25 protein-coding genes are annotated in these 23,268 nt (G+C 58.2%); 12 read left to right on the top strand and 13 right to left on the bottom strand.

Annotation, left to right across the window (positions count from 1 at the left end; genetic code table 11):
- The first annotated feature begins 158 nt into the window (after window positions 1-158).
- The 3 genes from QRN31_RS30600 to QRN31_RS30590 all read left to right on the top strand — a co-directional run bounded on the left by QRN31_RS30600 (window position 159) and on the right by QRN31_RS30590 (window position 2,275).
- Entirely contained in the window at window positions 159-1,280 is a 1,122-nt protein-coding gene (locus QRN31_RS30600) for a beta-ketoacyl-ACP synthase III (protein WP_090181350.1), read from the top strand.
- Window positions 1,281-1,433: 153 nt separating this feature from the next.
- Window positions 1,434-2,045, top strand: a complete 612-nt coding sequence (locus tag QRN31_RS30595) for an RNA polymerase sigma factor (protein WP_222590223.1) — start codon at window positions 1,434-1,436, stop codon at window positions 2,043-2,045.
- Entirely contained in the window at window positions 2,039-2,275 is a 237-nt protein-coding gene (locus tag QRN31_RS30590; RefSeq protein ID WP_090181353.1) for an anti-sigma factor family protein, read from the top strand. Before QRN31_RS30595 ends, QRN31_RS30590 begins: the two co-directional genes overlap by 7 nt.
- Window positions 2,276-2,411: 136 nt before the next feature.
- On the opposite strand, the gene QRN31_RS30585 is transcribed toward QRN31_RS30590, so the two are convergent.
- A complete protein-coding gene (locus QRN31_RS30585) occupies window positions 2,412-3,743 on the bottom strand; it encodes a putative porin (protein ID WP_285436593.1) in 1,332 nt (443 codons plus the stop codon).
- Between the two features lie 281 nt (window positions 3,744-4,024).
- Here QRN31_RS30585 and QRN31_RS30580 point away from each other — a divergent pair, with 281 nt between their 5' ends.
- Window positions 4,025-5,149 carry a GNAT family N-acetyltransferase gene (locus tag QRN31_RS30580; RefSeq protein WP_090181356.1) on the top strand — a complete coding sequence of 375 codons (1,125 nt, stop codon included), beginning with the start codon at window positions 4,025-4,027 and terminating at the stop codon, window positions 5,147-5,149.
- Between the two features lie 16 nt (window positions 5,150-5,165).
- Here QRN31_RS30580 and aqpZ read toward each other — a convergent pair whose 3' ends face one another.
- From aqpZ to QRN31_RS30555, 5 genes are all read right to left on the bottom strand, one after another.
- A complete protein-coding gene (aqpZ, locus tag QRN31_RS30575) occupies window positions 5,166-5,861 on the bottom strand; it encodes an aquaporin Z (protein WP_285436590.1) in 696 nt (231 codons plus the stop codon).
- A 293-nt stretch (window positions 5,862-6,154) separates the two neighbouring features.
- The gene (locus QRN31_RS30570; RefSeq protein WP_285436588.1) at window positions 6,155-7,987 is read right to left on the bottom strand and encodes an ABC transporter ATP-binding protein; all 1,833 of its coding nucleotides are present in this window, start codon (window positions 7,985-7,987) and stop codon (window positions 6,155-6,157) included.
- A gap of 85 nt (window positions 7,988-8,072) precedes the next feature.
- Window positions 8,073-8,630 carry a peptidylprolyl isomerase gene (locus QRN31_RS30565; RefSeq protein WP_285436586.1) on the bottom strand — a complete coding sequence of 186 codons (558 nt, stop codon included), beginning with the start codon at window positions 8,628-8,630 and terminating at the stop codon, window positions 8,073-8,075.
- A complete protein-coding gene (locus tag QRN31_RS30560; protein WP_285436584.1) occupies window positions 8,624-9,439 on the bottom strand; it encodes an alpha/beta fold hydrolase in 816 nt (271 codons plus the stop codon). The genes QRN31_RS30565 and QRN31_RS30560 overlap by 7 nt, the downstream gene beginning before the upstream one ends.
- A gap of 14 nt (window positions 9,440-9,453) precedes the next feature.
- Window positions 9,454-10,377: a PA3225 family LysR-type transcriptional regulator gene (locus tag QRN31_RS30555; protein WP_285436582.1), complete on the bottom strand. Its 924-nt coding sequence runs from the start codon at window positions 10,375-10,377 to the stop codon at window positions 9,454-9,456.
- Between the two features lie 49 nt (window positions 10,378-10,426).
- On the opposite strand from QRN31_RS30555, the gene QRN31_RS30550 reads away from it, so the two are divergent.
- The 3 genes from QRN31_RS30550 to QRN31_RS30540 all read left to right on the top strand — a co-directional run bounded on the left by QRN31_RS30550 (window position 10,427) and on the right by QRN31_RS30540 (window position 12,717).
- Window positions 10,427-10,756 carry a 3-phosphoglycerate kinase gene (locus QRN31_RS30550; RefSeq protein WP_285436581.1) on the top strand — a complete coding sequence of 110 codons (330 nt, stop codon included), beginning with the start codon at window positions 10,427-10,429 and terminating at the stop codon, window positions 10,754-10,756.
- Window positions 10,757-10,906: 150 nt separating this feature from the next.
- On the top strand, window positions 10,907-11,506 hold the full coding sequence (locus QRN31_RS30545; RefSeq protein ID WP_285436580.1) for an FMN-dependent NADH-azoreductase: 600 nt from the start codon (window positions 10,907-10,909) through the stop codon (window positions 11,504-11,506).
- Window positions 11,507-11,850: 344 nt separating this feature from the next.
- Window positions 11,851-12,717, top strand: a complete 867-nt coding sequence (locus tag QRN31_RS30540) for a carboxylate/amino acid/amine transporter (RefSeq protein ID WP_222590234.1) — start codon at window positions 11,851-11,853, stop codon at window positions 12,715-12,717.
- 8 nt (window positions 12,718-12,725) lie between these two features.
- On the opposite strand, the gene QRN31_RS30535 is transcribed toward QRN31_RS30540, so the two are convergent.
- Window positions 12,726-13,613: a LysR family transcriptional regulator gene (locus QRN31_RS30535; protein WP_285436578.1), complete on the bottom strand. Its 888-nt coding sequence runs from the start codon at window positions 13,611-13,613 to the stop codon at window positions 12,726-12,728.
- Between the two features lie 160 nt (window positions 13,614-13,773).
- On the opposite strand from QRN31_RS30535, the gene QRN31_RS30530 reads away from it, so the two are divergent.
- Entirely contained in the window at window positions 13,774-14,418 is a 645-nt protein-coding gene (locus QRN31_RS30530) for a hydrolase (protein WP_222590236.1), read from the top strand.
- Window positions 14,419-14,555: 137 nt separating this feature from the next.
- Here the strand turns inward: QRN31_RS30530 and QRN31_RS30525 are convergent, their stop codons facing one another.
- Entirely contained in the window at window positions 14,556-15,854 is a 1,299-nt protein-coding gene (locus QRN31_RS30525) for a mechanosensitive ion channel family protein (protein ID WP_285436576.1), read from the bottom strand.
- Window positions 15,855-16,047: 193 nt separating this feature from the next.
- Between QRN31_RS30525 and QRN31_RS30520 the strand changes: the two genes are divergently transcribed.
- Entirely contained in the window at window positions 16,048-17,394 is a 1,347-nt protein-coding gene (locus tag QRN31_RS30520) for a DEAD/DEAH box helicase (protein ID WP_090181378.1), read from the top strand.
- 69 nt (window positions 17,395-17,463) lie between these two features.
- Here QRN31_RS30520 and QRN31_RS30515 read toward each other — a convergent pair whose 3' ends face one another.
- Together QRN31_RS30515 and QRN31_RS30510 are read right to left on the bottom strand one after the other, a co-directional pair.
- Window positions 17,464-17,739, bottom strand: coding sequence for a hypothetical protein (locus tag QRN31_RS30515; protein ID WP_222590238.1), 276 nt, complete (start codon window positions 17,737-17,739; stop codon window positions 17,464-17,466).
- A gap of 174 nt (window positions 17,740-17,913) precedes the next feature.
- A complete protein-coding gene (locus QRN31_RS30510; RefSeq protein WP_285436573.1) occupies window positions 17,914-18,648 on the bottom strand; it encodes a DUF899 domain-containing protein in 735 nt (244 codons plus the stop codon).
- Window positions 18,649-18,825: 177 nt separating this feature from the next.
- Between QRN31_RS30510 and QRN31_RS30505 the strand changes: the two genes are divergently transcribed.
- Complete coding sequence (locus QRN31_RS30505; protein ID WP_285436571.1) at window positions 18,826-19,215, top strand: transcriptional regulator; 390 nt, start codon at window positions 18,826-18,828, stop codon at window positions 19,213-19,215.
- Window positions 19,216-19,272: 57 nt separating this feature from the next.
- Here QRN31_RS30505 and QRN31_RS30500 read toward each other — a convergent pair whose 3' ends face one another.
- From QRN31_RS30500 to QRN31_RS30490, 3 genes are all read right to left on the bottom strand, one after another.
- Window positions 19,273-20,142, bottom strand: coding sequence for a DUF6279 family lipoprotein (locus tag QRN31_RS30500; protein ID WP_285436570.1), 870 nt, complete (start codon window positions 20,140-20,142; stop codon window positions 19,273-19,275).
- Between the two features lie 78 nt (window positions 20,143-20,220).
- Complete coding sequence (locus tag QRN31_RS30495; protein ID WP_285436569.1) at window positions 20,221-20,937, bottom strand: TorF family putative porin; 717 nt, start codon at window positions 20,935-20,937, stop codon at window positions 20,221-20,223.
- 205 nt (window positions 20,938-21,142) lie between these two features.
- Entirely contained in the window at window positions 21,143-21,331 is a 189-nt protein-coding gene (locus QRN31_RS30490; protein ID WP_017337097.1) for a PFL_1563 family small protein, read from the bottom strand.
- Between the two features lie 351 nt (window positions 21,332-21,682).
- Between QRN31_RS30490 and QRN31_RS30485 the strand changes: the two genes are divergently transcribed.
- Both QRN31_RS30485 and QRN31_RS30480 read left to right on the top strand, forming a co-directional pair.
- Window positions 21,683-22,519, top strand: a complete 837-nt coding sequence (locus QRN31_RS30485; RefSeq protein WP_090181387.1) for a CvfB family protein — start codon at window positions 21,683-21,685, stop codon at window positions 22,517-22,519.
- A 46-nt stretch (window positions 22,520-22,565) separates the two neighbouring features.
- Entirely contained in the window at window positions 22,566-22,955 is a 390-nt protein-coding gene (locus QRN31_RS30480; protein WP_285436566.1) for a DUF2177 family protein, read from the top strand.
- Window positions 22,956-23,268 lie beyond the last annotated feature (313 nt).

The following is a 23,268-nucleotide window of genomic DNA, read 5'->3' as shown; positions in this document are numbered from 1 at the left end:
CGCCTATAAACGCCGGTCCCGCGTTTTTGAGCCACTTCAGGTTCGGGCGGTACGGAATAAAGCGATGCCAGGTGTGCTTGCCGTGACGGGAGCAGACCCTTTGTGTGTTGGTACGTCGGTGCCAATATTTTCTGCCTGAACAGATTAGAGAAACGACCATGCATAACGTCGTCATCAGCGGCACCGGCCTGTACACCCCGGCCAACAGCATTTCCAACGAAGAGCTGGTGCAGTCTTTCAACGCTTACGTCGCGCAGTTCAACGCCGACAACGCTGAGGCCATCGCCCGTGGTGAAGTGGAAGCGTTGACTGAGTCCAGCGCTGCGTTCATCGAAAAAGCGTCCGGCATCAAAAGCCGCTTTGTCATGGACAAGGACGGTATCCTCGACCCGAAACGCATGGCACCACGTCTGCCTGAGCGTTCCAACGACGAATGGTCGGTGCTCTGCCAGATGGCCATCGGCGCCGCCGAACAAGCCTTGCAGCGCGCCGGCAAGACCGCCGCGGACATCGACGGTGTGATCGTCGCGTGTTCCAACCTGCAACGGGCATACCCGGCCATTGCCATCGAAGTTCAGGAAGCGTTGGGAATCCAGGGTTTCGGTTTCGACATGAACGTGGCGTGCTCCTCGGCGACTTTCGGCATTCAAGCGGCCGCCAACAGCGTGCAACTGGGCCAGGCCCGGGCGATCCTGATGGTCAACCCGGAAGTCTGCACCGGTCACCTGAACTTCCGCGACCGCGACAGCCACTTCATCTTCGGCGACGCCGCCACGGCGGTGATCATCGAGCGTGCTGATCTGGCGACGTCCAAGTATCAGTTCGATGTGGTCAGCACCAAACTGCTGACCAAGTTCTCCAACAACATCCGCAATAATTTCGGCTTCCTCAACCGCGCGGCGGAAGAGGGCATCGGCACCAAAGACAAACTGTTCGTCCAGGAAGGCCGCAAGGTGTTCCGCGACGTCTGCCCGATGGTGGCCGAGCTGATCGCTACACACCTGGAAGAAAACAAGCTCAACATCGGTGACGTGAAACGCTTCTGGTTGCACCAGGCCAACCTGAGCATGAACCACCTGATCGTCAAGAAACTGCTGGGTCGCGAAGCCACCGAAGAAGAAGCGCCGGTGATTCTGGACACCTACGCCAACACCAGCTCGGCCGGTTCGGTGATTTCGTTTCACAAGAATCAGGACGACTTGGCCGCAGGTTCGCTGGCCGTGCTCAGCTCGTTCGGTGCCGGCTACTCGATCGGCAGCGTGATTCTGCGCAAGCGTTAAGTGAGCGGTTGTCGCACTTTCCTTTGGCTCTCGAAGACTTTTCCTACATTCGAAGCCGTCAGGACATTGTAATTTTCGGACATGACAGCAGGACTTTGCCTACGGCAAGATCCTGCTGGCTCATATTCGAGGTCAGGACAAGGGGATTTGCAAATGGCGGCTGACGACGCGCAACTGCTCGAGCGGTTACTGGCAGGTGAGCAACTGGCTTTCAAAGAGTTGGTCAGCACTTACCAAAGCGCCATGCGCGCAGTGGCGTACGCCATTGTGGGCAACCGGCATGCCGACGAAGTGGTGCAGGATGCCTGGCTGTCGGTGGTACGCAGCCTGAAAGGGTTCGAGGGGCGTTCCAGCCTCAAGACCTGGTTGCTGACCATCACCGCAAACTCGGCCAAGGGTCGTTACAAGCAAAATCGTCGGGAAGTCTTGCTCGATGACCTTCCGTCGCCTCACGGCACCCTCGATGACGATCGTTTTTCTCCCGGAGATGGCCACTGGCTGATCGCCCCGTTCGCCTGGCATCAAGACACGCCAGAGGCGTTGTTGACCGAGAACGAGTTGCGCGAGTGCCTGGAGCACACGTTGCTAAGCTTGTCGGAACTGCAAAGCAGTGTTCTGTTACTTCGCGAGCGTCAGGGGTTGGAGCTGGAAGAGATCTGTAATCTTCTGGAAATCTCACTCTCCAATGTTCGGGTGCTGCTGCATCGGGCACGGTTGAAGGTCTTTGCGACCGTAGAACATTTTGAGGAAACCGGCGAATGCTGACCTGCAAGGAACAAGTGGCGCGCTCCAGCGACTATCTCGATGGCCAACTGAGTTTTCGTGAGCGCCTGATGGTGCGTCATCATCTGATGTTCTGCCCCAATTGTCGGCGGTTCATTCGGCAGATGCGGTTGATGCAGGCAACGTTGCGTATTTTGCCGCAGAAGGCTGTGCCGGATATCGATGCGCTCGCCGAGCGTCTGGCTGCGGAGCGTCGCAAGGACATTCCGTAGATCGGTGATGTTGTCGCGGGGGGGAAGAGAACAGGCCGGCGTGGATGCACCGAACGGATGATGGGGATCGATCCATCCAGGCCAGACTGTAAAAGCGCCTCAAGCGTCCATGACCTGAGGCGTGTAGCGGTCGTGCTTAGAACTTGGCTTCGGCGTCCAGTTGCAGGGTGTTGATGTCCGAATCTTTCTTGTTGATGTTGGCGTTGGTTTGGTCAGACGTCGCCAGGAAGTACGTCGCGCCCAGATTGAAGTTCTTGTCCAACTCGTAGCTCACTTTCAACTTGCTGCCGCGCGAACCGGTGAAGCCGTTGGCGAAGTCGGAGTCGGTGAAAGCGCCGACCACCGCGTTACGCTGTACATCGCGGTAGTTGTAGTCCACTGCGAAGCCGTAGATCTTGGACTTGACGCCGGCCAACCAACCAGTGTCCTGATCGTTGCTCGCGTCTTTGTTGTTGACGTACTGACCGTACAACGAGAGCGGTACTGGCAGGTTGCTGAAGTCGAGTTGACCAAATCCTTCATACAGTTTGAAGCGTTCGTTCGGGCTGTTGCCGTTGACGGCCAGGGCGCATGGCGCGGTGACAGTGCCGGTGGTCGGGCAGGCGCTGTTCGCGTCGTTGTCGTACGAATAGATACTGCCGCCCAAGGTCATTTTCATGCTGTCGGTGATGGCGAAGCGCGCACCCAACTGGCCAGCGTACAGACGCAGGTCGTGTTTGAACTGCACGCCTTCGCCGTCGACGTTGTCCTTGAGGGTGTAGTGACCGGCGCTACCGAACAGCTCGGTGCTGCCGCCCAGCGGGTATTTGTAAGTCGCTGCCAGGCCTTCCGGGTTGATGTCGCTATCCCAGATGATGTCGCCCATGCTCACCCATTGTTGCGGCATCTTGCCGCCGACGAGGTGCAGGTTCTTGATCGCGTCCGGGTGGTAATCGACGTAACCCTGGTCCAGCCAGATCGACTTCTTGTCGAAGTAGTTGTTCAGGTCCTGGTTGGTGGAACGGGCGTCATCGTTGCTGCCGGTAGCAATGCGAATGCCGGTGTCGACTTGCGGGTTGATTTCGCTGTAGGCACCCAGGCGGGCACGAATGCGCTGGCGATCCTGGTCTTTGTTGTTTGGAACACCATCGTTTTTCACGGTTTCCTGACGGAACCGCACGTCGCCCTTGAATTGGGTCTTGGCGGCCCAGGCGAGTTTCTGGTCGAAGGTGCTCAGTTCCGTGGTCTTCTTCGCGGTGGCTGCGATTTGCTCGTTGGTCTCTTGTTGAGCCTGACGGGCGATTTGCTGGTCTTTCTGATCCCTGGCCAGCTCGGCTTGCAGTTCGGTGTACTGAGAAGGCGTGATGGAGCCGTTCGCCTTGAGCATGTCGAGCAGTTTGGCGTCGACTGCGGCGCTGGCCGGAACGCTCATGGCCAGCAGCAGACCGCCACACAGGGCCGCCGCAGTTTTCGTGGAAGCAAGACGCATATCAATCTCCGAAGATGTAAGGGGATGACAAAGCCATCCAGGACACAACCGACCGTTGAAGGACGGAAACAGGGAAGGGTTAGAACCCGGCGCTATAAAAACTGGCGCCAGTATCGCGATGGTTTATGACAAACCAGTGGCAAAGTGATGGCGGCTCGATGACGATGCACAGCGCGAGTGAACTTTCTATTCCGGGCTTTGTCAGCGAATCGCGAGTGTGGATTGCGCCGCGATAAGCGATACTCGCGGGGCTGTCGCGCCAAGAAGTGGAGAGGAAGTTGATGCCGTTGCAACGCCTGGAAAGTCTGTCCGATGTCTCACCGCGCGCCTGGGATGCCTTGGTGCCGCAGGCTCAGCCGTTCCTGCGCCACGCGTTCCTCAGTGCGCTGGAAGACAGCGCCAGTCTCGGCCCGCATTCCGGCTGGCAGCCCGAGCATTTACTGCACACCGAAGGCGGGCGGCTGATTGCGGCGTTGCCCAGTTACCGCAAATGGCATTCCTACGGCGAGTACGTGTTCGATCACGCCTGGGCCGATGCCTGCGAGCGTGCCGGTATCGACTATTACCCCAAGCTGTTGACTGCCGTGCCGTTCAGCCCGGTCAGCGGGCCGCGCTTGCTGGCGGCCAGTGTCGAAGACGGTTTCGAGTTGCTGAAGAGCCTGCCGGGCTACCTTGAGATCGAAGAACTTTCCAGCGCTCACATCAATTTTACCGACCCGTTCACCGACGCCGCATTGGCCGAACAGCCAGGCTGGCTGCAACGGATTGGCTGCCAGTACCATTGGCAGAATCGCGGCTATCGGGATTTTCAGGACTTTCTCGATGCGCTCAGTTCTCGCAAGCGCAAGCAGATGCGCAAGGAACGCGAGCAGGTGGCGGGGCAGGGCATTGAGTTTGAATGGCTTGAAGGTGGGCAGCTGGATCAGGCGCAGTGGGATTTCGTCTACGCCTGTTACGCCAATACCTACGCGGTGCGCCGGCAAGCGCCGTACCTGACGCGCGAGTTTTTCAGTCTGCTGGCCGAGCGCATGCCTGAATCCATTCGCGTGGTCCTGGCCAAGCAAGGCTCACGGCCGGTAGCGATGGCCTTCAGCCTGGTGGGCGGCGACAGCTTTTACGGGCGTTATTGGGGGTGCCTGGCGGAATTCGACCGCCTGCACTTCGAGACCTGTTTTTATCAGGGCATGGACTATGCGATCGCCAATGGCTTGCAGCGTTTCGATGCGGGCGCCCAAGGCGAGCACAAGCTGATTCGCGGCTTTGAACCGGTCATCACCCATTCCTGGCATTACTTGCGCCACCCGGGCCTGAAAGCGGCGGTCAAAGACTTCCTGCAGCAGGAACGTCTCGGGGTATTGGCCTATGCCGAGGAAGCGAGAACCGCCTTGCCGTATCGACAAGACTGATCCTCGCCGTGAGGCATCAAGTGCCTGTCTTGCCCAGCCAGCGATAGGTCACGCCGCCAATCACCGCGCCCAGCAGCGGCGCCACCCAGAACATCCACAATTGCGCGATGGCCCAGCCGCCGACGATCAGCGCCGGGCCTGTGCTGCGTGCCGGGTTGACCGAGGTGTTGGTGACGGGAATCGAGATCAAGTGGATCAGCGTCAGGGCCAGACCGATGGCGATCGGTGCCAGCCCGGCGGGGGCGCGGTTGTCGGTGGCGCCGAGGATGATCAGCACGAACATTGCGGTCATCACCAGTTCACAGACAAAGCCGGTGGCCATCGAGTATTTGCCCGGAGAATGTTCGCCGTAGCCGTTGGAGGCCAGTCCGGTCGAAAGGTCGAAGCCTTCCTTGCCGCTGGCGATGTAGTAGATCAAAGCGGCAGCGATAATCGCGCCAATGACCTGGGCGATGATGTAGGCGGGCAGCTCATTGGCCGGGAAGCGACCCCCGACGCACAATCCGACCGAGACGGCGGGATTCAGGTGACAACCGGAGATATGGCCAATGGCGAACGCCATGGTCAACACGGTGAGGCCAAACGCGATGGCCACGCCCAGCACTCCAATCCCAAGCGGAGAAGATGCGGCGAGGACTGCACTGCCGCAACCTCCCAACACCAGCCAGAACGTACCCAACAACTCAGTGACTGAACGTTTGAACAGAGACATGAGAGCGTCCTTGATAGGCGGACCTATCATTGAGTGATGCTTCCTGCAGTTACGACAGGCTCGGATCCAGAACCTTGGCTGAGTACAGCAGGATTTTTGCGGATTTCCAGTGGCGATAAAAAAACCGCCAGAGCCCGTGGTTGGCGGGTTGTGGCGGTTTTTCAGATTGTCGAAGATTATTGTGGGAGCGAGCTTGCTCGCGATGGCGGAGTATCAATCGGCATACATGTTGACTGTTACGCCGTCATCGCGAGCAAGCTCGCTCCCACAGGGGGGGAGGTGGTGAGCTGGAATCAGTCGATCCCGACAAAGCCGCCCGTCTGGTGCTGCCAAAGCCGAGCATACAATCCGCCATGGGCCAGCAGCTCAGCGTGGCTGCCGGTTTCGGCGATCTTGCCGTTTTCCAGCACCACCAGCCGGTCCATCCGGGCGATGGTCGAAAGCCGGTGCGCGATGGCAATCACGGTTTTGCCCTTCATCAAGGTTTCCAGGCTTTCCTGGATCGCCGCTTCGACTTCCGAGTCCAGCGCGGAGGTGGCTTCGTCCATGATCAGGATCGGCGCGTCCTTGAGCAGCACCCGAGCAATCGCAATCCGCTGACGCTGGCCGCCGGAGAGTTTCACCCCGCGTTCACCCACATGCGCATCGAAACCGGTGCGGCCTTCGGAGTCCGTCAGCAAGGGAATGAACTCATCGGCACGGGCCTTGTGCACCGCTTCCCAAAGTTGCGCGTCGGTGGCGTCGGGTTTGCCATACAGCAAGTTGTCGCGGATAGAGCGGTGCAACAGCGAAGTGTCCTGAGTGATCATGCCGATCCGTTCGCGCAGGCTTTCCTGGCCGACGTCGGCGATGTTCTGCCCGTCGATCAGAATCTGCCCGCCCTCGACGTCATACAGGCGCAGCAGCAAGTTGACCAACGTCGATTTACCGGCACCGGACGGACCGATCAGGCCAATCTTTTCACCCGGCTTGATGTCCAGATTGAGGTCGCCAATGATCCCGCTCTTCTTGCCATAGTGAAAATTCACATGCTCGAAGCGCACTTCGCCACGGGCGACAGACAGCGGTTTGGCTTGATCGCGATCGGTGACGCTGACCGGCTGCGAGATGCTCTGCAAACCGTCCTGGACCATGCCGATGTTTTCGAAAATGCCAGTGACCACCCACATGATCCAGCCGGACATGTTGACGATGCGGATCACCAGGCCGGTGGCCAGTGCAATGGCGCCGACCGTGATCAGCGACTGTGTCCACAGCCACAGGGCCAGGCCCGTGGTGGTGACAATCAGCAAGCCGTTCATGGTGGTAATGACCACGTCCATGCTGGTGACCACGCGACCGGCCAGTTGGGCTTTGACCGTCTGTTCCTCAATGGCTTCCTTGGCGTATTGCTGTTCGAAATTGGTGTGGGCAAACAGCTTCAAGGTGGTGATGTTGGTGTAGCCATCGACGATGCGCCCCATCAGTTTTGAGCGCGCATCCGAGGACACCACCGAGCGCTCCTTCACGCGTGGCACGAAGTAGTACAGCGCACCGACGTAGGCGGCGATCCAGCTCAGCAGCGGAATCATCAGGCGCCAGTCGGCTTCGGCAAACAGCACCAGCGAACTGATCGCATAGATCAGCACGTGCCATAGCGCGTCCACCGCTTGTACGGCGGAATCGCGCAACGAGTTGCCGGTCTGCATGATGCGCTGGGCGATGCGCCCGGCGAAGTCGTTCTGGAAGAAATTAAGGCTCTGTTTGAGCACATAGCTGTGGTTTTGCCAGCGAATCATGCTGGTCATGCTGGGGCTCAACGTCTGATGCACCAGCAGGTCATGCAGACCCACGAACACCGGGCGCAGGATCAGCGCCACGACGGCCATCCACGCCAGTTCGATGCCGTGTTCCTTGAAGAAGTTGACGTCGGGCGTGCCTTGGGCGAGGTCAATGATGCGGCTCAGGTAGCTGAACAGCGCCACTTCGATCAGTGCGCCAAACAGGCCGACGATCAGCAGGGCGGCAAAACTCGGCCAGACCTGCTTCAAGTAATAGGTATAGAAGGGGAGAACCCGATCCGGCGGAGCCGCCGTCGGTGCATCACGGAAAATGTCGATCAGTTTTTCAAAACGGCGATAAAGCATCAGTTCTCCGCCCGCTCGCGGGCTTTCCTTTGAACGAAATGAGCGGCGCCAGAGACCGGCAGCCGCTCAAGCACTCCTGTGCAGTTTAGTCGATGCGCTTGGCCGACTTGATGAATACAGGGTCAGCCGGAACGTCTTTCATGCCGCTCTTGGTGGTGGTCGGGGAGTTGACGATGATGTCCACCACGTCCATGCCCTTGACCACTTTGCCGAACACGGCGTAACCGTCACCCTGGTCGAGGAAGTCGTTGTCCTTGACGTTAATGAAGAACTGGCTGGTGGCCGAATCAGGCACCGAAGTGCGGGCCATGGACAGCGTGCCGCGCACGTTATGCAGACCGTTCTTGGATTCGTTCTTGATTGCTGCCTTGGTCTCTTTTTGCTGCATTTGTTGAGTGAAACCGCCGCCCTGGACCATGAAGCCCGGGATCACACGGTGAAAAATCGTGTTGTTGTAGAAGCCGCTGTCGACGTACTCAAGGAAGTTCTTGGTACTGATCGGCGCCTTGACCGGGTCCAGTTCGATTTCGATCTGGCCGTTGGTGGTATCCAGTAGCACGTGCGGCGCCTTGGCAGGCGTGGCGGCCATCAGGTTGGCGGCAAACAGAACGGAGCCAGCGACGAGGGCGATTTTTTTCAGCATGGGTCAGGGATCCTGAGTGGGGTGGTGTCGACTGCGGTGAGAAACTCGAGCAGGGTTTGGTTGAAGCGTTCGGGCTGATCCAGCGGGGTGGCGTGGCGCGAATCGGCGATCACCACCAGCCGCGCATCGGGCAGCAGTTTTACGTACGTCTCTTTCAGCGAGACCGGTGTGTAGTCACGGTCGGCACTGATGATGAGGGTTGGACAGGACACCCTTGAAAGTCGTTCCTGAACCCCCCAGCCAACGATCGCATCGAAGCTGGCGAGATAAGCATGTTTGTCGTTTTTTGCCCAGCGCTCGGCCATCTTTTGACGCAATTGGGCTTGTTCCGGTTTAGGGAACAGTTTAGCGCCCAAGGCCTTGCCGATGGTGCCCAGACTGAGGGCGCGCATCAGGCTCCAGCGCTTGAACCATTGCCAATAGTCGTCACGGCTGCGCAATTTGACCTCGGGCGCACTGTTGACGATGGTCAGGCTTTTGAGCAATTGCGGCTGATCCACGGCCAGTTGAAAGCCGATCATGCCGCCCATCGAAAGTCCGACATAGTGTGTCGGCCCCAGGTTCAGATGCTCGATCAGGGCGACGAGGTCGGCGCTGAACCCGGCGATGCTGTAGCGCTCGCGGGGTTTGTCAGAGCGGCCATGGCCGCGCACATCCGGGACGATGACCCGGTAACGTGCCGACAGCGCCGGGATCTGCTCTTCCCAGTCCAGGGTGCTGGAACCCAGGCCGTGGACCAGCAGCAGCGGCGTGCCGTGGCCGTATTCCTCATAGTGCAGGTTGCAACCTTCGTGTTCGAAATAGGCCATGGTTTCACTCCGTGTCAGGCTTGTTCAGGGGCGGCGAACGGCGCATCCAGCGGCGCGGTATCAAAGGTGCGCAGCAGTTCGATGAGAATCTGCGTGGCCGGGCCCAAGGGTTTTTCCTTGTTCGAATACAAGTAGAAGCTCGGGTTGCGGCTGCCACCCTGATCCAACGGTAGCAGCTTGAGCGTGCCTTCCTTGAGTTCGCGTTCGATCATGTGTCGGGGCAGCCAGGCGAAACCCAGGCCGCTGCTGACAAAAGTTGCCGCGGTGGCCAGGCTGCCGACGGTCCAGCGCTGCTCTGCGCCGAGCCAGCCGACGTCCCGAGGTTGCTGGCGACCGGAATCTCGGATCACCACTTGTAGCTGGCTTTCAAGGTCCTGGAAATTCAATTCGCGGTTGAGGCGATGCAGGGCATGTTCGGGGTGGGCGACCGCGACGAATTCAACGTCGCTCAACTCCGCCCCCAGATATCCCGAAATGCTGAAGCTGCTGATGGCCAGGTCAGCCACGCCTTCGAGCAACACTTCCTCGACGCCCGACAACACTTCTTCACGCAGGCGCACCCGGCAACCGCGGCTTTGCGGCATGAACGCCGTCAGGGCGCGCACAAGGCGGGCACTCGGGTACGCGGCGTCGACCACCAGCCGTACTTCCGCTTCCCAGCCTTGCTCCATGTGGTGGGCCAGGTCTTCCAGTTGACTGGCCTGTTTCACCAGTTGTCGCGAGCGACGCAACAACACGCCGCCGGCCTCGGTCAGCACCGCCTTGCGGCCGTCGATGCGCAACAGCGGTACGCCAAGCTGGTCCTGCATGCGCGCCACGGTGTAGCTCACCGACGATTGCGAGCGGTGCAGCGCTTCGGCGGCCTGGGCGAAACCGCCGTGGTCGACCACGGCCTGTAACGTTCGCCATTGATCAAGGGTCACGCGGGGCGCTTTCATGAATAGCTCCTCTTGTCCTAAGCTGGCAGTCCTTATTGGAGACCGCTGAATGAAAAAGCTTTGTTGTGTGGTATCGGGTTGCATGCTGCTGGCGATGCTGCCGCTGACGGCGTTTGCGTATCCGGTCGATGTTCAAAAAAAGCTGAACGGCATGAGCATCGACTACGAGGCGTATGACACGGATAGCGACATCGCCTCCATCAAGGTGAGCAACTACGGCACCACCGATGCGAACTGTACGGCGGTGTTCAGCAATGGCCCGGAAGCGCCGCGCACCCGCAAGATCGAAGTGGACGCCGGCAAACACAAAAACGCCACCGCCAAGTTCACCCGCACCATCATCAAGATGCGCATCGACCTGACGTGCTTACCTAAATGACACCCGGCGGAGCACACCCACACGGCATGCTCCGCTTATAAACGAAATTGTTGATGGGTTATAGCAGTTATTTGCGCTTTTTCATCGATATGACTCTGTTTAACCTTCACTCCATCGCCTTACAGCATTCTCAGATGGAGCCTACATCCCATGTCACGCGTTCTGATCATCGAAAGCAGCGCCCGTCAGCAAGACTCGGTTTCTCGTCAACTGACCCAGACCTTCATTAGCCAGTGGCAAGCCGCCCACCCCGCCGACCAGATCACCGTGCGTGACCTTGCGGTGAACCCGGTGCCGCACCTGGACATCAACCTGCTCGGCGGCTGGATGAAACCTGCCGAACAACGCAACGACATCGAACAGGTTGCCCTGGATCGCTCCAATGAGTTGACCGACGAACTGTTGGCAGCCGACGTACTGGTCATGGCCGCACCGATGTACAACTTCGCCATCCCAAGCACCTTGAAAGCCTGGCTCGACCATGTGCTGCGTGCCGGTGTGACCTTCAAGTACACCGACACCGGCCCGCAAGGCCTGCTCAGCGGCAAGCGCGCTTATGTGCTGACCGCTCGCGGCGGGATCTACGCTGGCAGCACCGCCGATCACCAGGAACCGTACCTGCGTCAGGTAATGGCTTTCATCGGGATCCACGACGTGACCTTTATTCACGCCGAAGGCATGAACCTGGGCGGTGACTTCCAGGAGAAAGGCCTGAACCAGGCCAACGCCAAGCTTTCCCAAGTGGCTTGAGGCTTTAATCGCCAGATAATCCCTTGATGTTCAAGTGACCTGGCGAAACCCCTTCAAGGCTTTACGCGCATCGAACCTCCCTTTGCACTTGTTGCTCCTGAGTGCTGTAGCCCGATTGAACGCTTTAGCGAGATCGGGCTTTTTTTGCCTGCGATTTAGTGAATCGATACCCATCTACTGCGGGAGCGAGCCTGCTCGCGATTGCAATGTGTCAGTCGGCATTGATGTTGGATGTGATATCGCTATCGCGAGCAAGCTCGCTCCCACAGGGTTTTGTGTTGCCTGACAGTTCGCAGTGATAGCCAAAAACCGCTATCGTCGCCGCCATTCGAAACGAGGCGAGCATGGGCTATCTACTTTTTGTCACGCTGATCCAGGCGTTTTCCTTCAGTCTGATCGGTGAATACCTGGCCGGTCACGTCGACAGTTACTTCGCGGTACTGGTGCGGGTGTTGCTGGCGGGGCTGGTGTTTATTCCGCTGACGCGCTGGCGTTCGGTGGAACCGGCGTTCATGCGCGGCATGCTGCTGATCGGCGCGTTGCAGTTCGGCGTGACGTACGTTTGCCTGTACCTGAGCTTCCGGGTGCTGACCGTGCCGGAAGTGTTGCTGTTCACCATCCTCACGCCGCTGCACGTGACCCTCATCGAAGACGCGCTGAACCGACGTTTCAATCCGTGGGCGCTGGTCGCGGCATTGGTGGCCGTGATGGGTGCGGCAGTGATTCGCTACGACCGGATCAATCCGGACTTCTTCATGGGCTTCCTGTTGTTGCAACTCGCCAACTTCACCTACGCCGCCGGGCAGGTGCTTTACAAGCATCTGGTGGCGCGACATCCGAGCGATCTGCCGCATTATCGACGGTTTGGCTACTTCTATCTGGGGGCGTTGGCGGTCGTATTGCCGGCGTTCCTATTGTTCGGCAAACAGAACTTCCTGCCTGAAGCACCGCTGCAATGGGGCGTGCTGGTGTTCCTCGGCCTGGTCTCGACCGCGTTGGGAATGTACTGGTGGAACAAGGGCGCGTGCCTGGTGAATGGCGGCACCTTGGCGGTGATGAATAACCTGCATGTCCCTCTGGGGTTGCTGATCAATTTGCTGATCTGGAATCAGCATGAGGAGTTGGGGCGATTGTTCTTTGGTGGGGCGGTGATTCTGGCGGCGGTGTGGATCAGCCGGTTGGGCATCCGCAAGCCTGCAATCGCACACTAAACCCTGCGTTATTTCTCCGATAACTGCTCCACCAAAAACTCAATGAACGTCCGGGTTTTCTGCGGGACCTTACGTGCCGAAGGGTACACCGCGTTGATCGTGATCGCGGGGGCCTGCCATTCACACATCACCGGCACCAGGCGACCAGCCGCCAGTGCATCCTCGACAATGAAGTTTGGCAACAGGGCGATGCCCATGCCGGCTTCGGCGGCCTGGGCGAGCAAGTCGCCATTGTTGGCGTGTAAAGGGCCGGTCACGTTGACCCGTTGAGTTTCCGTGCCGTTACACAGCTGCAAGCTGACGCCACTTTGCAGGTACCCATAGTTGAGGCACTGATGGGCGCGCAAGTCTTGCGGGGTCTGCGGTATGCCAGCGCGCGCCAGATACGCCGGGGACGCCACCATGATGCGCGGAGCCGGCGCCAGTTGCCGGGCGATCATCGTCGAGTCCGGCAGGCTGGCGATGCGGATGGTCACGTCGAAACCACCACGCACCGGGTCAACCTGCTGGTCGCTGAGCACCAGTTGCAACTCGATGTTCGGGTGCTGCTCATGGAATAGCGGGATCAGCGGCCCCAGTCGGCGCAGGCCGAAGGACATCGGCGCATTGACCCGCAACACTCCGCGCAATTCACCGATGCCGTTACGCGCGCGCTGTTCGGCATCGTCCAGTGCGGCCAGCACTTCGCGTGCTGCCTCGAAGTATTCGGCACCAGCCTCGGTCAAGTGCAGGCTGCGGGTAGTGCGCTGCAGCAATTGCACACCGATGGCTTCCTCCAGCGCCTGAATCTGTTTACTGACTTTTGATCGCGGCACATCCATTGCCCGTGCAGCCGCGGCAAAACCATTCTCGCCGACCGTGACGACAAAGGCGCGCATGCATTCGATGCGATCCATGATTGTCCCTATTTTAGAATCAATGATTCTCGATTTTATGGGATTGTCCCTTTTTGTGCCAGCTTCTAAAGTGACATCCAAGCCGACGACAAAGCCGCTGACGGCAACGTCGACTCACCCATTACTGACTTTGAAAAATCGACATCAAAAGGAACGCGCCATGTCTATTCGTGAACTGCTCAACCCAACCAACTCCGCCCTGATCCTGATCGACCACCAGCCACAAATGGCTTTTGGCGTGCAGTCAATCGACCGTCAAACGCTGAAGAACAACACGGTAGGCCTGGCCAAGGCCGCCAAGATTTTCAACGTGCCGACCATCTACACCTCGGTTGAAACTGAAAGCTTCAGCGGTTACATCTGGCCTGAGTTGCTGGCAGTTCACCCGGAGCAAAAGCCGATCGAGCGCACCTCGATGAACTCGTGGGAAGACAAGGCACTGGTTGACGCAGTGAAAGCCACCGGCCGCAAGAAGCTGATCATTGCCGCGCTGTGGACCGAGGTCTGCCTGACCTTCCCGGCACTCGAAGCATTGGCTGAAGGCTACGAGGTATACATCGTCACCGATGCATCCGGCGGCACCAGCAAGGAAGCACACGACATGTCGGTGCAGCGGATGATTCAGGCCGGTGCGGTACCGGTAACCTGGCAACAGGTCCTGCTTGAGTATCAGCGTGATTGGGCACACAAGGACACTTATGAAGCGGTAATGGAATTGGTGCTGGAACACAGCGGCGCGTATGGCATGGGCGTGGATTACGCTTACACCATGGTGCACAAGGCGCCGCAGCGTCAGATCAAGTAACCCGCCAACCTCGCAAAACAATGCAAGTCCATGTGGGAGCGGGCTTGCTCGCGAAGGCGAAGTGTCAGTCGACATCTGCTTTGACTGACACACCGCCTTCGCGAGCAAGCCCGCTCCCACATTGGGTTCTGCGGTGTTTACATGATGTGTTTTTCGGCTTCGGGAATGTGGCTTGCGCCCAACATGGCCGGCAGTAACCCCGCTCGCAAATCCCCACCACTCGGTTGCTGATACAGGCTCAAGCCAAACTCCGGCAGCACCGCCAGCAGGTAATCGAAAATATCCCCCTGAATCCGCTCGTAATCGGCCCACGCCGTGGTGCGAGTGAAGCAGTAGATTTCCAGCGGGATGCCTTGGGCGGTGGTCTGCATCTGGCGGACCATGCACGTCATGTTCGGCTGGACCTCCGGGTGACTCTTCAAATAGGCCAACGCATAGGCGCGGAAGGTGCCGATGTTGGTCATCCGCCGACGGTTGGCGGACATCGCCGCGACATTGCCCTGAGCCTCGTTCCAGGCCTTGAGTTCGGCCTGTTTGCGGCTGATGTAGTCGGTCAGCAGGTGAACCTGGGACAACTTCAACTCCTCGTCATCGCGGATGAAGCGCACGCCACTGGCGTCGATGAACAGGCTGCGCTTGATCCGTCGTCCGCCGGACTGTTGCATGCCGCGCCAGTTCTTGAACGACTCGGACATCAGGCGCCAGGTCGGAATGGAGACGATGGTCTTGTCAAAGTTCTGCACTTTCACCGTGTGCAGCGTGATGTCCACCACGTCACCGTCGGCACCGACTTGCGGCATCTCGATCCAGTCGCCGACCCGCAGCATGTCGTTGCTGGTCAGTTGCACGCTGGCAACGAACGACAGCAGGGTGTCCTTGTAGACCAACAGAATCACCGCCGACATGGCGCCCAGGCCGGACAGCAGCAACAGCGGCGAACGGTCGATCAGCGTGGCGACGATGATGATCGCGCCAAACACATACAGCACCATTTTCGTCAGTTGCACGTAGCCTTTGATCGAGCGGGTGCGGGCATGCTCGGTACGCGCGTAGATGTCCAGAAGGGCGCTGAGCAGGGCACTGACCGCCAGCAACAGGAACAGAATGGTGAACGACAGCGCGACATTGCCGAGGAAAATCAGGCTGGTCTTGCTCAATTCCGGCACCAGATGCAGGCCGAACTGGATCACCAGCGAGGGCGTCATCTGCGCCAGCCGATGAAACACTTTGTTGTGACGAAAGTCGTTGATCCAGTGCAGCGCTGGCTGGCGACCGAGGATTTTGGTCGCATGCAGAATGAGGTAGCGCGCCACTCGTCCGAGGACCAGCGCAATCATCAGCAGCAGGATCAGCGCCAGGCTGGAATGCAGGAGCGGGTGCTGATCGAGGGCACCCCAAAGGTCTTGGGCGTTGAGCCAGAGCTGTTTGATATCCATGGGCGAAAACGGTTCTTCTATGGGACGCGACGGGGCGATTAGAGCATTTAAGACGCATTGCATGACGTTTGGAGACAAATCGGGCAACAAAAAAGCCACTGTTTACCGTCGTTTGTATAAAGACACTCGGCCTTCGCGCTCGAAACCGTTACCCTATGCAGCTGTTTTTTTGTATTTCTTCGAGGTAGCACCCGTGTTTTCCCAATTCGCCCTGCACGAACGCCTGCTCAAAGCCGTGGCCGAGCTTAAATTTGTCGAGCCAACGCCAGTGCAAGCAGCGGCTATTCCGCTGGCGCTCCAAGGGCGTGACCTGCGGGTGACAGCGCAAACCGGTAGCGGCAAGACCGCTGCATTCGTTTTGCCAATCCTCAACCGTCTGATCGGCCCGGCGAAAGTCCGCGTCAGCATCAAGACCCTGATCCTGCTGCCGACCCGCGAACTGGCGCAGCAGACCATCAAGGAAGTCGAGCGCTTTGCGCAGTTCACTTTCATCAAGTCCGGCCTGATCACCGGCGGTGAAGACTTCAAGGTCCAGGCCGCCATGCTGCGCAAAGTGCCAGACATCCTGATCGGTACGCCGGGCCGGATGATCGAGCAACTGAACGCCGGCAACCTCGACCTCAAGGAAGTCGAAGTGCTGGTCCTCGACGAAGCCGACCGCATGCTCGACATGGGGTTTGCCGAAGACGTCCAGCGCCTGGTGGAAGAGTGCACCAACCGCCAGCAGACCATGCTGTTCTCCGCCACTACCGGCGGTTCGGGTCTGCGCGAGATGGTCGCCAAGGTCCTGAACAATCCGGAACACTTGCAGCTGAACAACGTCAGCGATCTGAACGCGACCACCCGTCAGCAGATCATTACCGCTGACCACAACCAGCACAAAGAACAGATCGTCAACTGGCTGCTGGCCAACGAGACCTATCAGAAGGCCATCGTGTTCACCAACACCCGGGCCATGGCCGACCGTATCTACGGCCGCCTGGTGGCGCAGGACTACAAAGCGTTCGTCCTGCACGGTGACAAGGACCAGAAGGACCGCAAGCTGGCCATCGACCGCCTGAAGCAAGGCGGCGTGAAGATCCTCGTCGCCACCGACGTCGCCGCTCGCGGCCTCGACGTGGAAGGCCTGGACCTGGTGATCAACTTCGATATGCCGCGCAGCGGCGACGAATACGTTCACCGCATCGGTCGTACCGGCCGCGCCGGCAACGATGGCCTGGCCATCTCGCTGATCTGCCACGGCGACTGGAACCTGATGTCGAGCGTCGAGCGCTACCTCAAGCAGAGCTTCGAGCGCCGCACCATCAAGGAAGTCAAAGGCACTTACGGCGGACCGAAAAAGGTCAAGGCCTCGGGCAAAGCCGTTGGCGTGAAGAAGAAAAAGGTCGACGCCAAGGGCGACAAGAAGAAAACCGGCGCCAAGGCACCGACCAAGCGCAAGATCGCTAACCGGCCGAAGACCGACGCACTGTCGCTGGTCAGCAAGGACGGCATGGCGCCACTCAAGCGCCGCAAGCCGGAAGCGCCAGCAGCTGAATAAGCTGTTGTAGCGATCCACAAAAAACCGGACTGATGTCCGGTTTTTTTATGCCCAGGATTTAACGACTGATCAGCCTTCGACTTTTTTGTCTGCCGTTTGCAACTCCTTCAGACGCTGATCAATCAACTGGCACTTGTCCGGCAAATCCTTGCTGGCGGTGCCCAAATCCATCTTCTGCAACTCGGCGTTGATCTCTTTGGCCTTGGTCGGATTCTGTTCGGTGAGCCTGGACACTTCCTTGGCCAGCTGTTCGCGCTTGGCGGTGGCTTCCTCTGGCGTGCAGGCCCAGGCGGGGAGGGCGCAGGCAAACGTGGCGGCGAGGGTGAGCGTTATCAGGGTTTTCATAGCAAGCCTCGAATTCCGTATTGGGCGGTTAAACGGTTGAGGTTGCGGGTAGCTGAAAGTTCATCTGGCTGTAGGACGCATCGCTCTTCGGAAATACCTCAACAAAGGCCGGCGGAAAGGTGTACGTCAATGCCGCAGGCTTGCCTGTGTTGACCGCGACTCGCTGTCTACCGGCTATCCCCCATGGCAGCAACTCTGTGGCCCCTTGTCTTCATATTTGTCGTGATGCCTCACCCACTCCATGATTTCCTCTTCATTACGGCCCTTGGGCGTCAGGTCGAGGTAGTTATAGGCCCCGACCAACATGTCCAGACCTCGCGCATAAGTGGAATAAGTGTGGAAGATCTCTCCCGCTTCATTGCGATAAAACACACTGAGACCAGGGAGTTCTTCCTCGGCGCCGTCAGACTTTTCGTAGTTGTACGTAGCTCTACCGGCGACAACATCTTCGGCTCGGGCTGATACGCCGAAGTCGTAATTGAAGTCGCTGCCATCTGACGACACCCAATCAAATTTCCAGCCCATACGCCGTTTGAATGCCTGGAATTCGGCGAACGGTGCGTGGGAAACCGCCACCACGGCGACGTCATGATGGGCCAGGTGCTGGTTAGCGCCGTCAATGTGATCGGACAGGAACGAGCAACCGGGGCAGCCTTCGTCCCATCCTGCGGCGAACATGAAGTGGTAGATGACCAGTTGGCTGCGGCCACCGAACAGGTCGGCGAGTTTCAGTTCGCCGTTCGGGCCCTGAAAGCGGTAGTCCTTGTCGATTTTCACCCAAGGCAGGGCGCGACGTTCGGCGCTCAGTTTGTCTCGTTCTTTGGTGAAGGCTTTTTCATGGGCCAGGTGTTGTTTGCGGGCGACGAGCCATTCTTCGCGGGACACGACGGGATGATTCTGAATGTTCATTGGCTTTCTCCTGCGATGTGCTGGGAGGTGACTGACAAAGCCTAGTCGTTTGACCTACGCCAAATTCGACACGCCGCCAGGCGGTGCTGTTCGAAACCTCAGCTGAACGGCTGCACACCCAGTGGGTCACAACTTAAGAAGGCCATTTCACTCACAGGCTTCGGAGGTTGAATCAGGATGACAACTTACAACTGGGATTTGATTGAACGCTTGCTGCACGAAGTGCAGAACGGTGCTGCCAGCTACACCCCACGGGCTTATGCCGAAGATTACGCAGCCGAGAAAGCTACGGAAGGTGAGCAGACGGAAAACCTGGATCACCTGAAAGCGGTGGCCGGCGAGTACGAAAAGTTGCTACTGCAGCGCGGCTACATTGAGTCTCGGCCTGAAGAGCAGGGCGGTACGGGCTCCAATTACATTTTGACGCCACGGGGCTCGAGTTTGTTGAGCCTGATCGACAGCAGCATTCCGGGTAATGACCATCCGCGCCAGGTATTGGATGAGCAGGAAGATGCGCTGGATGTGGTGACGTTTGATGAGGTGGCGTCGAAGGCGCAGATTGCCTGAATGCCCCTCATATCAATGTGGGAGCGAGCCTGCTCCCACATTTGTTTCGTATTGCGCTTAGCCTTGTTTAGCGGCTTTCAGGCACTTCAGATCGTTGAAGTCCTTCCTCACCCCTTCGATCTTTTTCAACAGCCGCTGGCGTTGCGCCGGCGTGCTCTCGGCCATCAGATCCACAATCAATCCCCGTGCCTGAGCCTCAGTATTGGCGTAGGCCTGACGGTAAGCCGGTGTCCATAAGCTCTCGCGATTGACCAGAAGTGTCTCGATTCGCTGTGGGAACTCTGGACTATGCCGTTGCTCGACCGCGGCACTGAACTGTTTCTGCCAGTGGGCGCGGTTGGCGATCCATTGGGTGTTCTGGTCGCCCAAGGCTTTCGACCACGTGACCACCCGTTGTTGCTGGGTCGGGCTGAGTGGGCCGAGCCAGTCATTCAGGCGTTTTACCATGCGCTCGCTACGTTCCTTGATCTGCTGATCGAGCGTTGGTTTCAGGTATTCCTCCTGGCGCTTGCGCTGATCCTTGGCGAAGGCGTCGTTCATCTCTGCGACTTGTTTGTCGTCCAGCCCCTGTAACAATTCGATGGCCGACGGGGTGATTTCCCGGGCGGTCTGAGCGATGGCTGCTTTCGCTTCCTCTGTGCGGGTTTGCAGCGCGGCGTCGGTGACCTGATTGGTCTCGACCATGGTTTGCAAGCGGTCGAGCCAGTCGAGGTATCCCGGAAGCTGTGTGCTGCAGTGCCAGCTCAAGTGCTCTTTGAGGCGCTCGTTGAACCAGCCTTTCTGCTCGCCGTTCATGTCCAGGTAATCGCTGAGCGTCCATGGAATGATCACATCGAGATTGCGATAGGCCAGGCCCACGCGGCTGCACGCACCGAGTGCGAGGCTGAGGGTGATGATGACGGCGAAACACTTTAACCAGCGCGGCATGGGGCGAATCCTTGCGAAGTTCTGGCTTCTTGAGTGGATTCTTATAAGAGCGCTGCATGAGCGCGGCAGTTCAGCCCATTAATAGAATGCGCGTTCGGCCTTGAGGGTGACCAGTCCGTCGCATTGGCTGTTGTGCCCGGAATAGGCCGAGCAATCGCCGCCGCTGAGGCTGGATCCACTGTAGATCAAGTCCAGGTCGACGCCCATGAAGGGCCGGGAAAGTTGCACCGACCAATCGGTGAAACTGCCGACATACCCGCCGTCGACGGACACCGGGGTGTTGAGCTGGTGGGTGGTGTATTTCATGCTGATCCCGATGCCGAACGGCTGATTGCCGCCCAGGTCGGCGAAGACGGTGCTGTTCTGTTTGTCGGGGTCGTTGCTGAATGCTGCGCCGAAACGGCTGCCCAGAAAAGTCAGGCCACCGAACAGCTCCTGGCTGTCGAGGGTGTCCACTTTCGGATAGCTGTAATGGATCATGCCGACTTCATAGCCGAGGGTATGATCGAAAGACTGTTTGAAGCCCATGTAGGAGTCGACTTCAAGGTTGGCCCCAGGCGTCAGGCCCATGCTGGGTGCCCATTGGCCCACATAGAAGCCGCTGTTGTGGCTCAGGTCGAGTCCACCGTGAAACGAGCCGGTGCTGGAAGGCTTGACCAGTCCCTGCGCCATGCTGCGGCTGGCAGTGGTGCCAAGTTTGAGATCGAAATCGCCCAATTCGCGCTGGAAGACTTGCGCGTTGGCGAACGAACACCACAACAGGGTGCCGAGTAATAAACAGGAGGGTTTGAGCATGCGTCACTCCATGACCGCGGAGCAGGAACTAAAACCTACTGAAACGCTTGATCTAGACGTGTGCAAGCATACCGGCGAATGCTCGGCATCGAAGGCCGTTCGTCGATTTTTGAAAATTAGATGGGTTTTGCGGGGTGTTGCGGGGAGGGTTCCAGTCCAAGCGCTTCGAAGCTCAAAGCGCTTATGGACCAGTTAACGCGGGGTGTTACTTCTTGCCCAGCGTAATCTGCTTGGACGGGCCGAACGTCTGGCCGCTGACGCCTTTGGCAATTTGCTGGATCTCGCCGCCGGACTTGAGGAACGCAGCGATCTGGTTGTTGATTGATTCGCTGGTTTCAACGGCTGGAGCTGGCTTTGCTTTGCTGTTGGATGCTTTTACACGCATGGCGGCCATTAACCTGTAGAAAATTAACTTGGCCAGGCATCGTACAGGAAATACTTGACAATTGCTTGGTAAATATCCCCTCAAAATACACATCGTAGGGCGTATTTATTCGCCGATTATTATTCGAAATAAGCCCCTAAGCCGCTGTTTTAACTAAGAACAAGGGGGATGAAATTCAGCCGTTTGATCGGGTGAGGAGGGCAGAAGTCATCCGTGCGGTCTGACGAGCGGCCAGACACAACCGGCAGAACCCACGGAAATCAAGGCGTTCGGAAGAAATTCCGGTGTCACCGGGCTGGCCACGGAAACGCCGCCCGCAAAACCGGGTAGAATGTCGCCCACGCAATGAGGGTATTGGAAATGGCTTTAGTCGGGCGTTACAACAGTTTGCAAGTGGTTAAACACACTAACTTCGGTTTATATCTGGACGGTGGCGCGGAAGGCGAGATTCTTCTGCCTAATCGTTATATTCCCAAAGATATTCCCAGCGAAGATGAAGATTGGCTTAACGTTTTTATTTATCTGGACAGCGATGACAAACTCATCGCAACTACCGAAAAGCCGAAAGTTCAGGTCGGTGAGTTCGCCAGTTTGAAAGTCGTTGAAGTCAACAGCATCGGTGTTTTCCTGGATTGGGGTCTGCCGAAGGATCTGCTGCTGCCGTACTCCGAAGAAAAGCGCCAGATGACGGCCGGCGAATATGTCGTGGTTCACGTCTACCTCGACAAACACACCCGCCGCATCACCGCGACGGCGCGTCTGGATCGCTACCTGGACAAGACCCCGGCCAATTACACCCCTGGTCAGGAAGTTGATTTGCTGGTGGCCGAAGCGACCGATATGGGCTTCAAGGCGATCATCAACAACAAGCACTGGGGCCTGATTCACAAGAACGAAATCTTCAAGTTCATGCGCGCCGGCAAAGAAGAGAAGGGCTTTATCAAAGAAGTCCGTGCCGACGGCAAGATCAGCCTGAGTCTGCAACCGGTCGGCGAAGAAGCGGCCACCAGCCTCAATTCGAAGATCCTTGCCAAGTTGCGTGAAAACAACGGCACCCTGCCGGTCAGCGACAAGAGCGACCCGACCGTGATTACCAATCTGTTCGGCGTCAGCAAAGGCAACTTCAAGAAGGCCATCGGCGCGCTGTACAAGAATGGCCAGATCGTCATTCATGCCGATCGCATTGAACTAAGCTGACCTCGCATCGGCCCCATGCAGGTCGATGGCATGGGGTTGAGCGGCTATGAAGAAATCACTGTGGGCATACGCTGGCACCCTGCTGGCGTTTCTCGTGCTCGACGGCCTCTGGCTTGGCGTGTTGATGGCGCCCACTTATCGGGCGCTGCTCGGTTCGCTGATGCTCGATTCACCGCTGCTGGCCCCGGCAGCGGTGTTCTATCTGCTTTATGTATTCGGTTGCGTGGTGTTCGTGGTGTTGCCGGCGAAAACCTGGCGACGTGCCTCGGCGTTGGGCGCGTTGCTGGGGCTGGTGGCTTACGGCACGTATGACTTGAGTAATTGGGCGACGTTGCACGGGTGGTCGGCGCAGTTGGCGTTGATGGACATGGCCTGGGGTACTTTTGCGACGTGTGTGGCCTGTTCTATTGGATTCTGGGCTGCGCGCAAGGCCTAGCATCTCGGCGGTTTGCAGTGACGCCATCGCGAGCAGGCTCGCTCCCACATTGATCTTCAGTGATTACAAATATTTGGTACGACAACAATCAAATGTGGGAGTGAGCCTGCTCGCGATTGGCTGCGCAGCAGCCACTTATTCGGTTGTATACATAAAATTCTGCACCGTTTGCTGGCGGGGTTGCCCTGTTCATGGGCATTGTCGTGAGCTTCAACCCCTAATTGCTTGACGCTATCTGGCGCTGAAAGACCGGTTTGTCACAGGTTCTAGTCGCATGGCACGCATTCTGCGTAGCAACTCGTATACAAACCAT

Origin of the sequence: Pseudomonas sp. fls2-241-R2A-110, assembly GCF_030209165.1 — a bacterium.
Classification (GTDB): domain Bacteria; phylum Pseudomonadota; class Gammaproteobacteria; order Pseudomonadales; family Pseudomonadaceae; genus Aquipseudomonas.
This window is presented reverse-complemented; position numbering and strand designations above follow the sequence as displayed.

Bases quoted from the DNA above. Each gene is read 5' to 3' on its own strand.
- QRN31_RS30600 (WP_090181350.1), top strand. From the start codon at position 159: ATGCATAACGTCGTCATCAGCGGCACCGGCCTGTACACCCCGGCCAAC.
- QRN31_RS30595 (WP_222590223.1), top strand. From the start codon at position 1,434: ATGGCGGCTGACGACGCGCAACTGCTCGAGCGGTTACTGGCAGGTGAG.
- QRN31_RS30590 (WP_090181353.1), top strand. From the start codon at position 2,039: ATGCTGACCTGCAAGGAACAAGTGGCGCGCTCCAGCGACTATCTCGAT.
- QRN31_RS30585 (WP_285436593.1), bottom strand. From the start codon at position 3,743: ATGCGTCTTGCTTCCACGAAAACTGCGGCGGCCCTGTGTGGCGGTCTG.
- QRN31_RS30580 (WP_090181356.1), top strand. From the start codon at position 4,025: ATGCCGTTGCAACGCCTGGAAAGTCTGTCCGATGTCTCACCGCGCGCC.
- aqpZ (WP_285436590.1), bottom strand. From the start codon at position 5,861: ATGTCTCTGTTCAAACGTTCAGTCACTGAGTTGTTGGGTACGTTCTGG.
- QRN31_RS30570 (WP_285436588.1), bottom strand. From the start codon at position 7,987: ATGCTTTATCGCCGTTTTGAAAAACTGATCGACATTTTCCGTGATGCA.
- QRN31_RS30565 (WP_285436586.1), bottom strand. From the start codon at position 8,630: ATGCTGAAAAAAATCGCCCTCGTCGCTGGCTCCGTTCTGTTTGCCGCC.
- QRN31_RS30560 (WP_285436584.1), bottom strand. From the start codon at position 9,439: ATGGCCTATTTCGAACACGAAGGTTGCAACCTGCACTATGAGGAATAC.
- QRN31_RS30555 (WP_285436582.1), bottom strand. From the start codon at position 10,377: ATGAAAGCGCCCCGCGTGACCCTTGATCAATGGCGAACGTTACAGGCC.
- QRN31_RS30550 (WP_285436581.1), top strand. From the start codon at position 10,427: ATGAAAAAGCTTTGTTGTGTGGTATCGGGTTGCATGCTGCTGGCGATG.
- QRN31_RS30545 (WP_285436580.1), top strand. From the start codon at position 10,907: ATGTCACGCGTTCTGATCATCGAAAGCAGCGCCCGTCAGCAAGACTCG.
- QRN31_RS30540 (WP_222590234.1), top strand. From the start codon at position 11,851: ATGGGCTATCTACTTTTTGTCACGCTGATCCAGGCGTTTTCCTTCAGT.
- QRN31_RS30535 (WP_285436578.1), bottom strand. From the start codon at position 13,613: ATGGATCGCATCGAATGCATGCGCGCCTTTGTCGTCACGGTCGGCGAG.
- QRN31_RS30530 (WP_222590236.1), top strand. From the start codon at position 13,774: ATGTCTATTCGTGAACTGCTCAACCCAACCAACTCCGCCCTGATCCTG.
- QRN31_RS30525 (WP_285436576.1), bottom strand. From the start codon at position 15,854: ATGGATATCAAACAGCTCTGGCTCAACGCCCAAGACCTTTGGGGTGCC.
- QRN31_RS30515 (WP_222590238.1), bottom strand. From the start codon at position 17,739: ATGAAAACCCTGATAACGCTCACCCTCGCCGCCACGTTTGCCTGCGCC.
- QRN31_RS30510 (WP_285436573.1), bottom strand. From the start codon at position 18,648: ATGAACATTCAGAATCATCCCGTCGTGTCCCGCGAAGAATGGCTCGTC.
- QRN31_RS30505 (WP_285436571.1), top strand. From the start codon at position 18,826: ATGACAACTTACAACTGGGATTTGATTGAACGCTTGCTGCACGAAGTG.
- QRN31_RS30500 (WP_285436570.1), bottom strand. From the start codon at position 20,142: ATGCCGCGCTGGTTAAAGTGTTTCGCCGTCATCATCACCCTCAGCCTC.
- QRN31_RS30495 (WP_285436569.1), bottom strand. From the start codon at position 20,937: ATGCTCAAACCCTCCTGTTTATTACTCGGCACCCTGTTGTGGTGTTCG.
- QRN31_RS30490 (WP_017337097.1), bottom strand. From the start codon at position 21,331: ATGGCCGCCATGCGTGTAAAAGCATCCAACAGCAAAGCAAAGCCAGCT.
- QRN31_RS30485 (WP_090181387.1), top strand. From the start codon at position 21,683: ATGGCTTTAGTCGGGCGTTACAACAGTTTGCAAGTGGTTAAACACACT.
- QRN31_RS30480 (WP_285436566.1), top strand. From the start codon at position 22,566: ATGAAGAAATCACTGTGGGCATACGCTGGCACCCTGCTGGCGTTTCTC.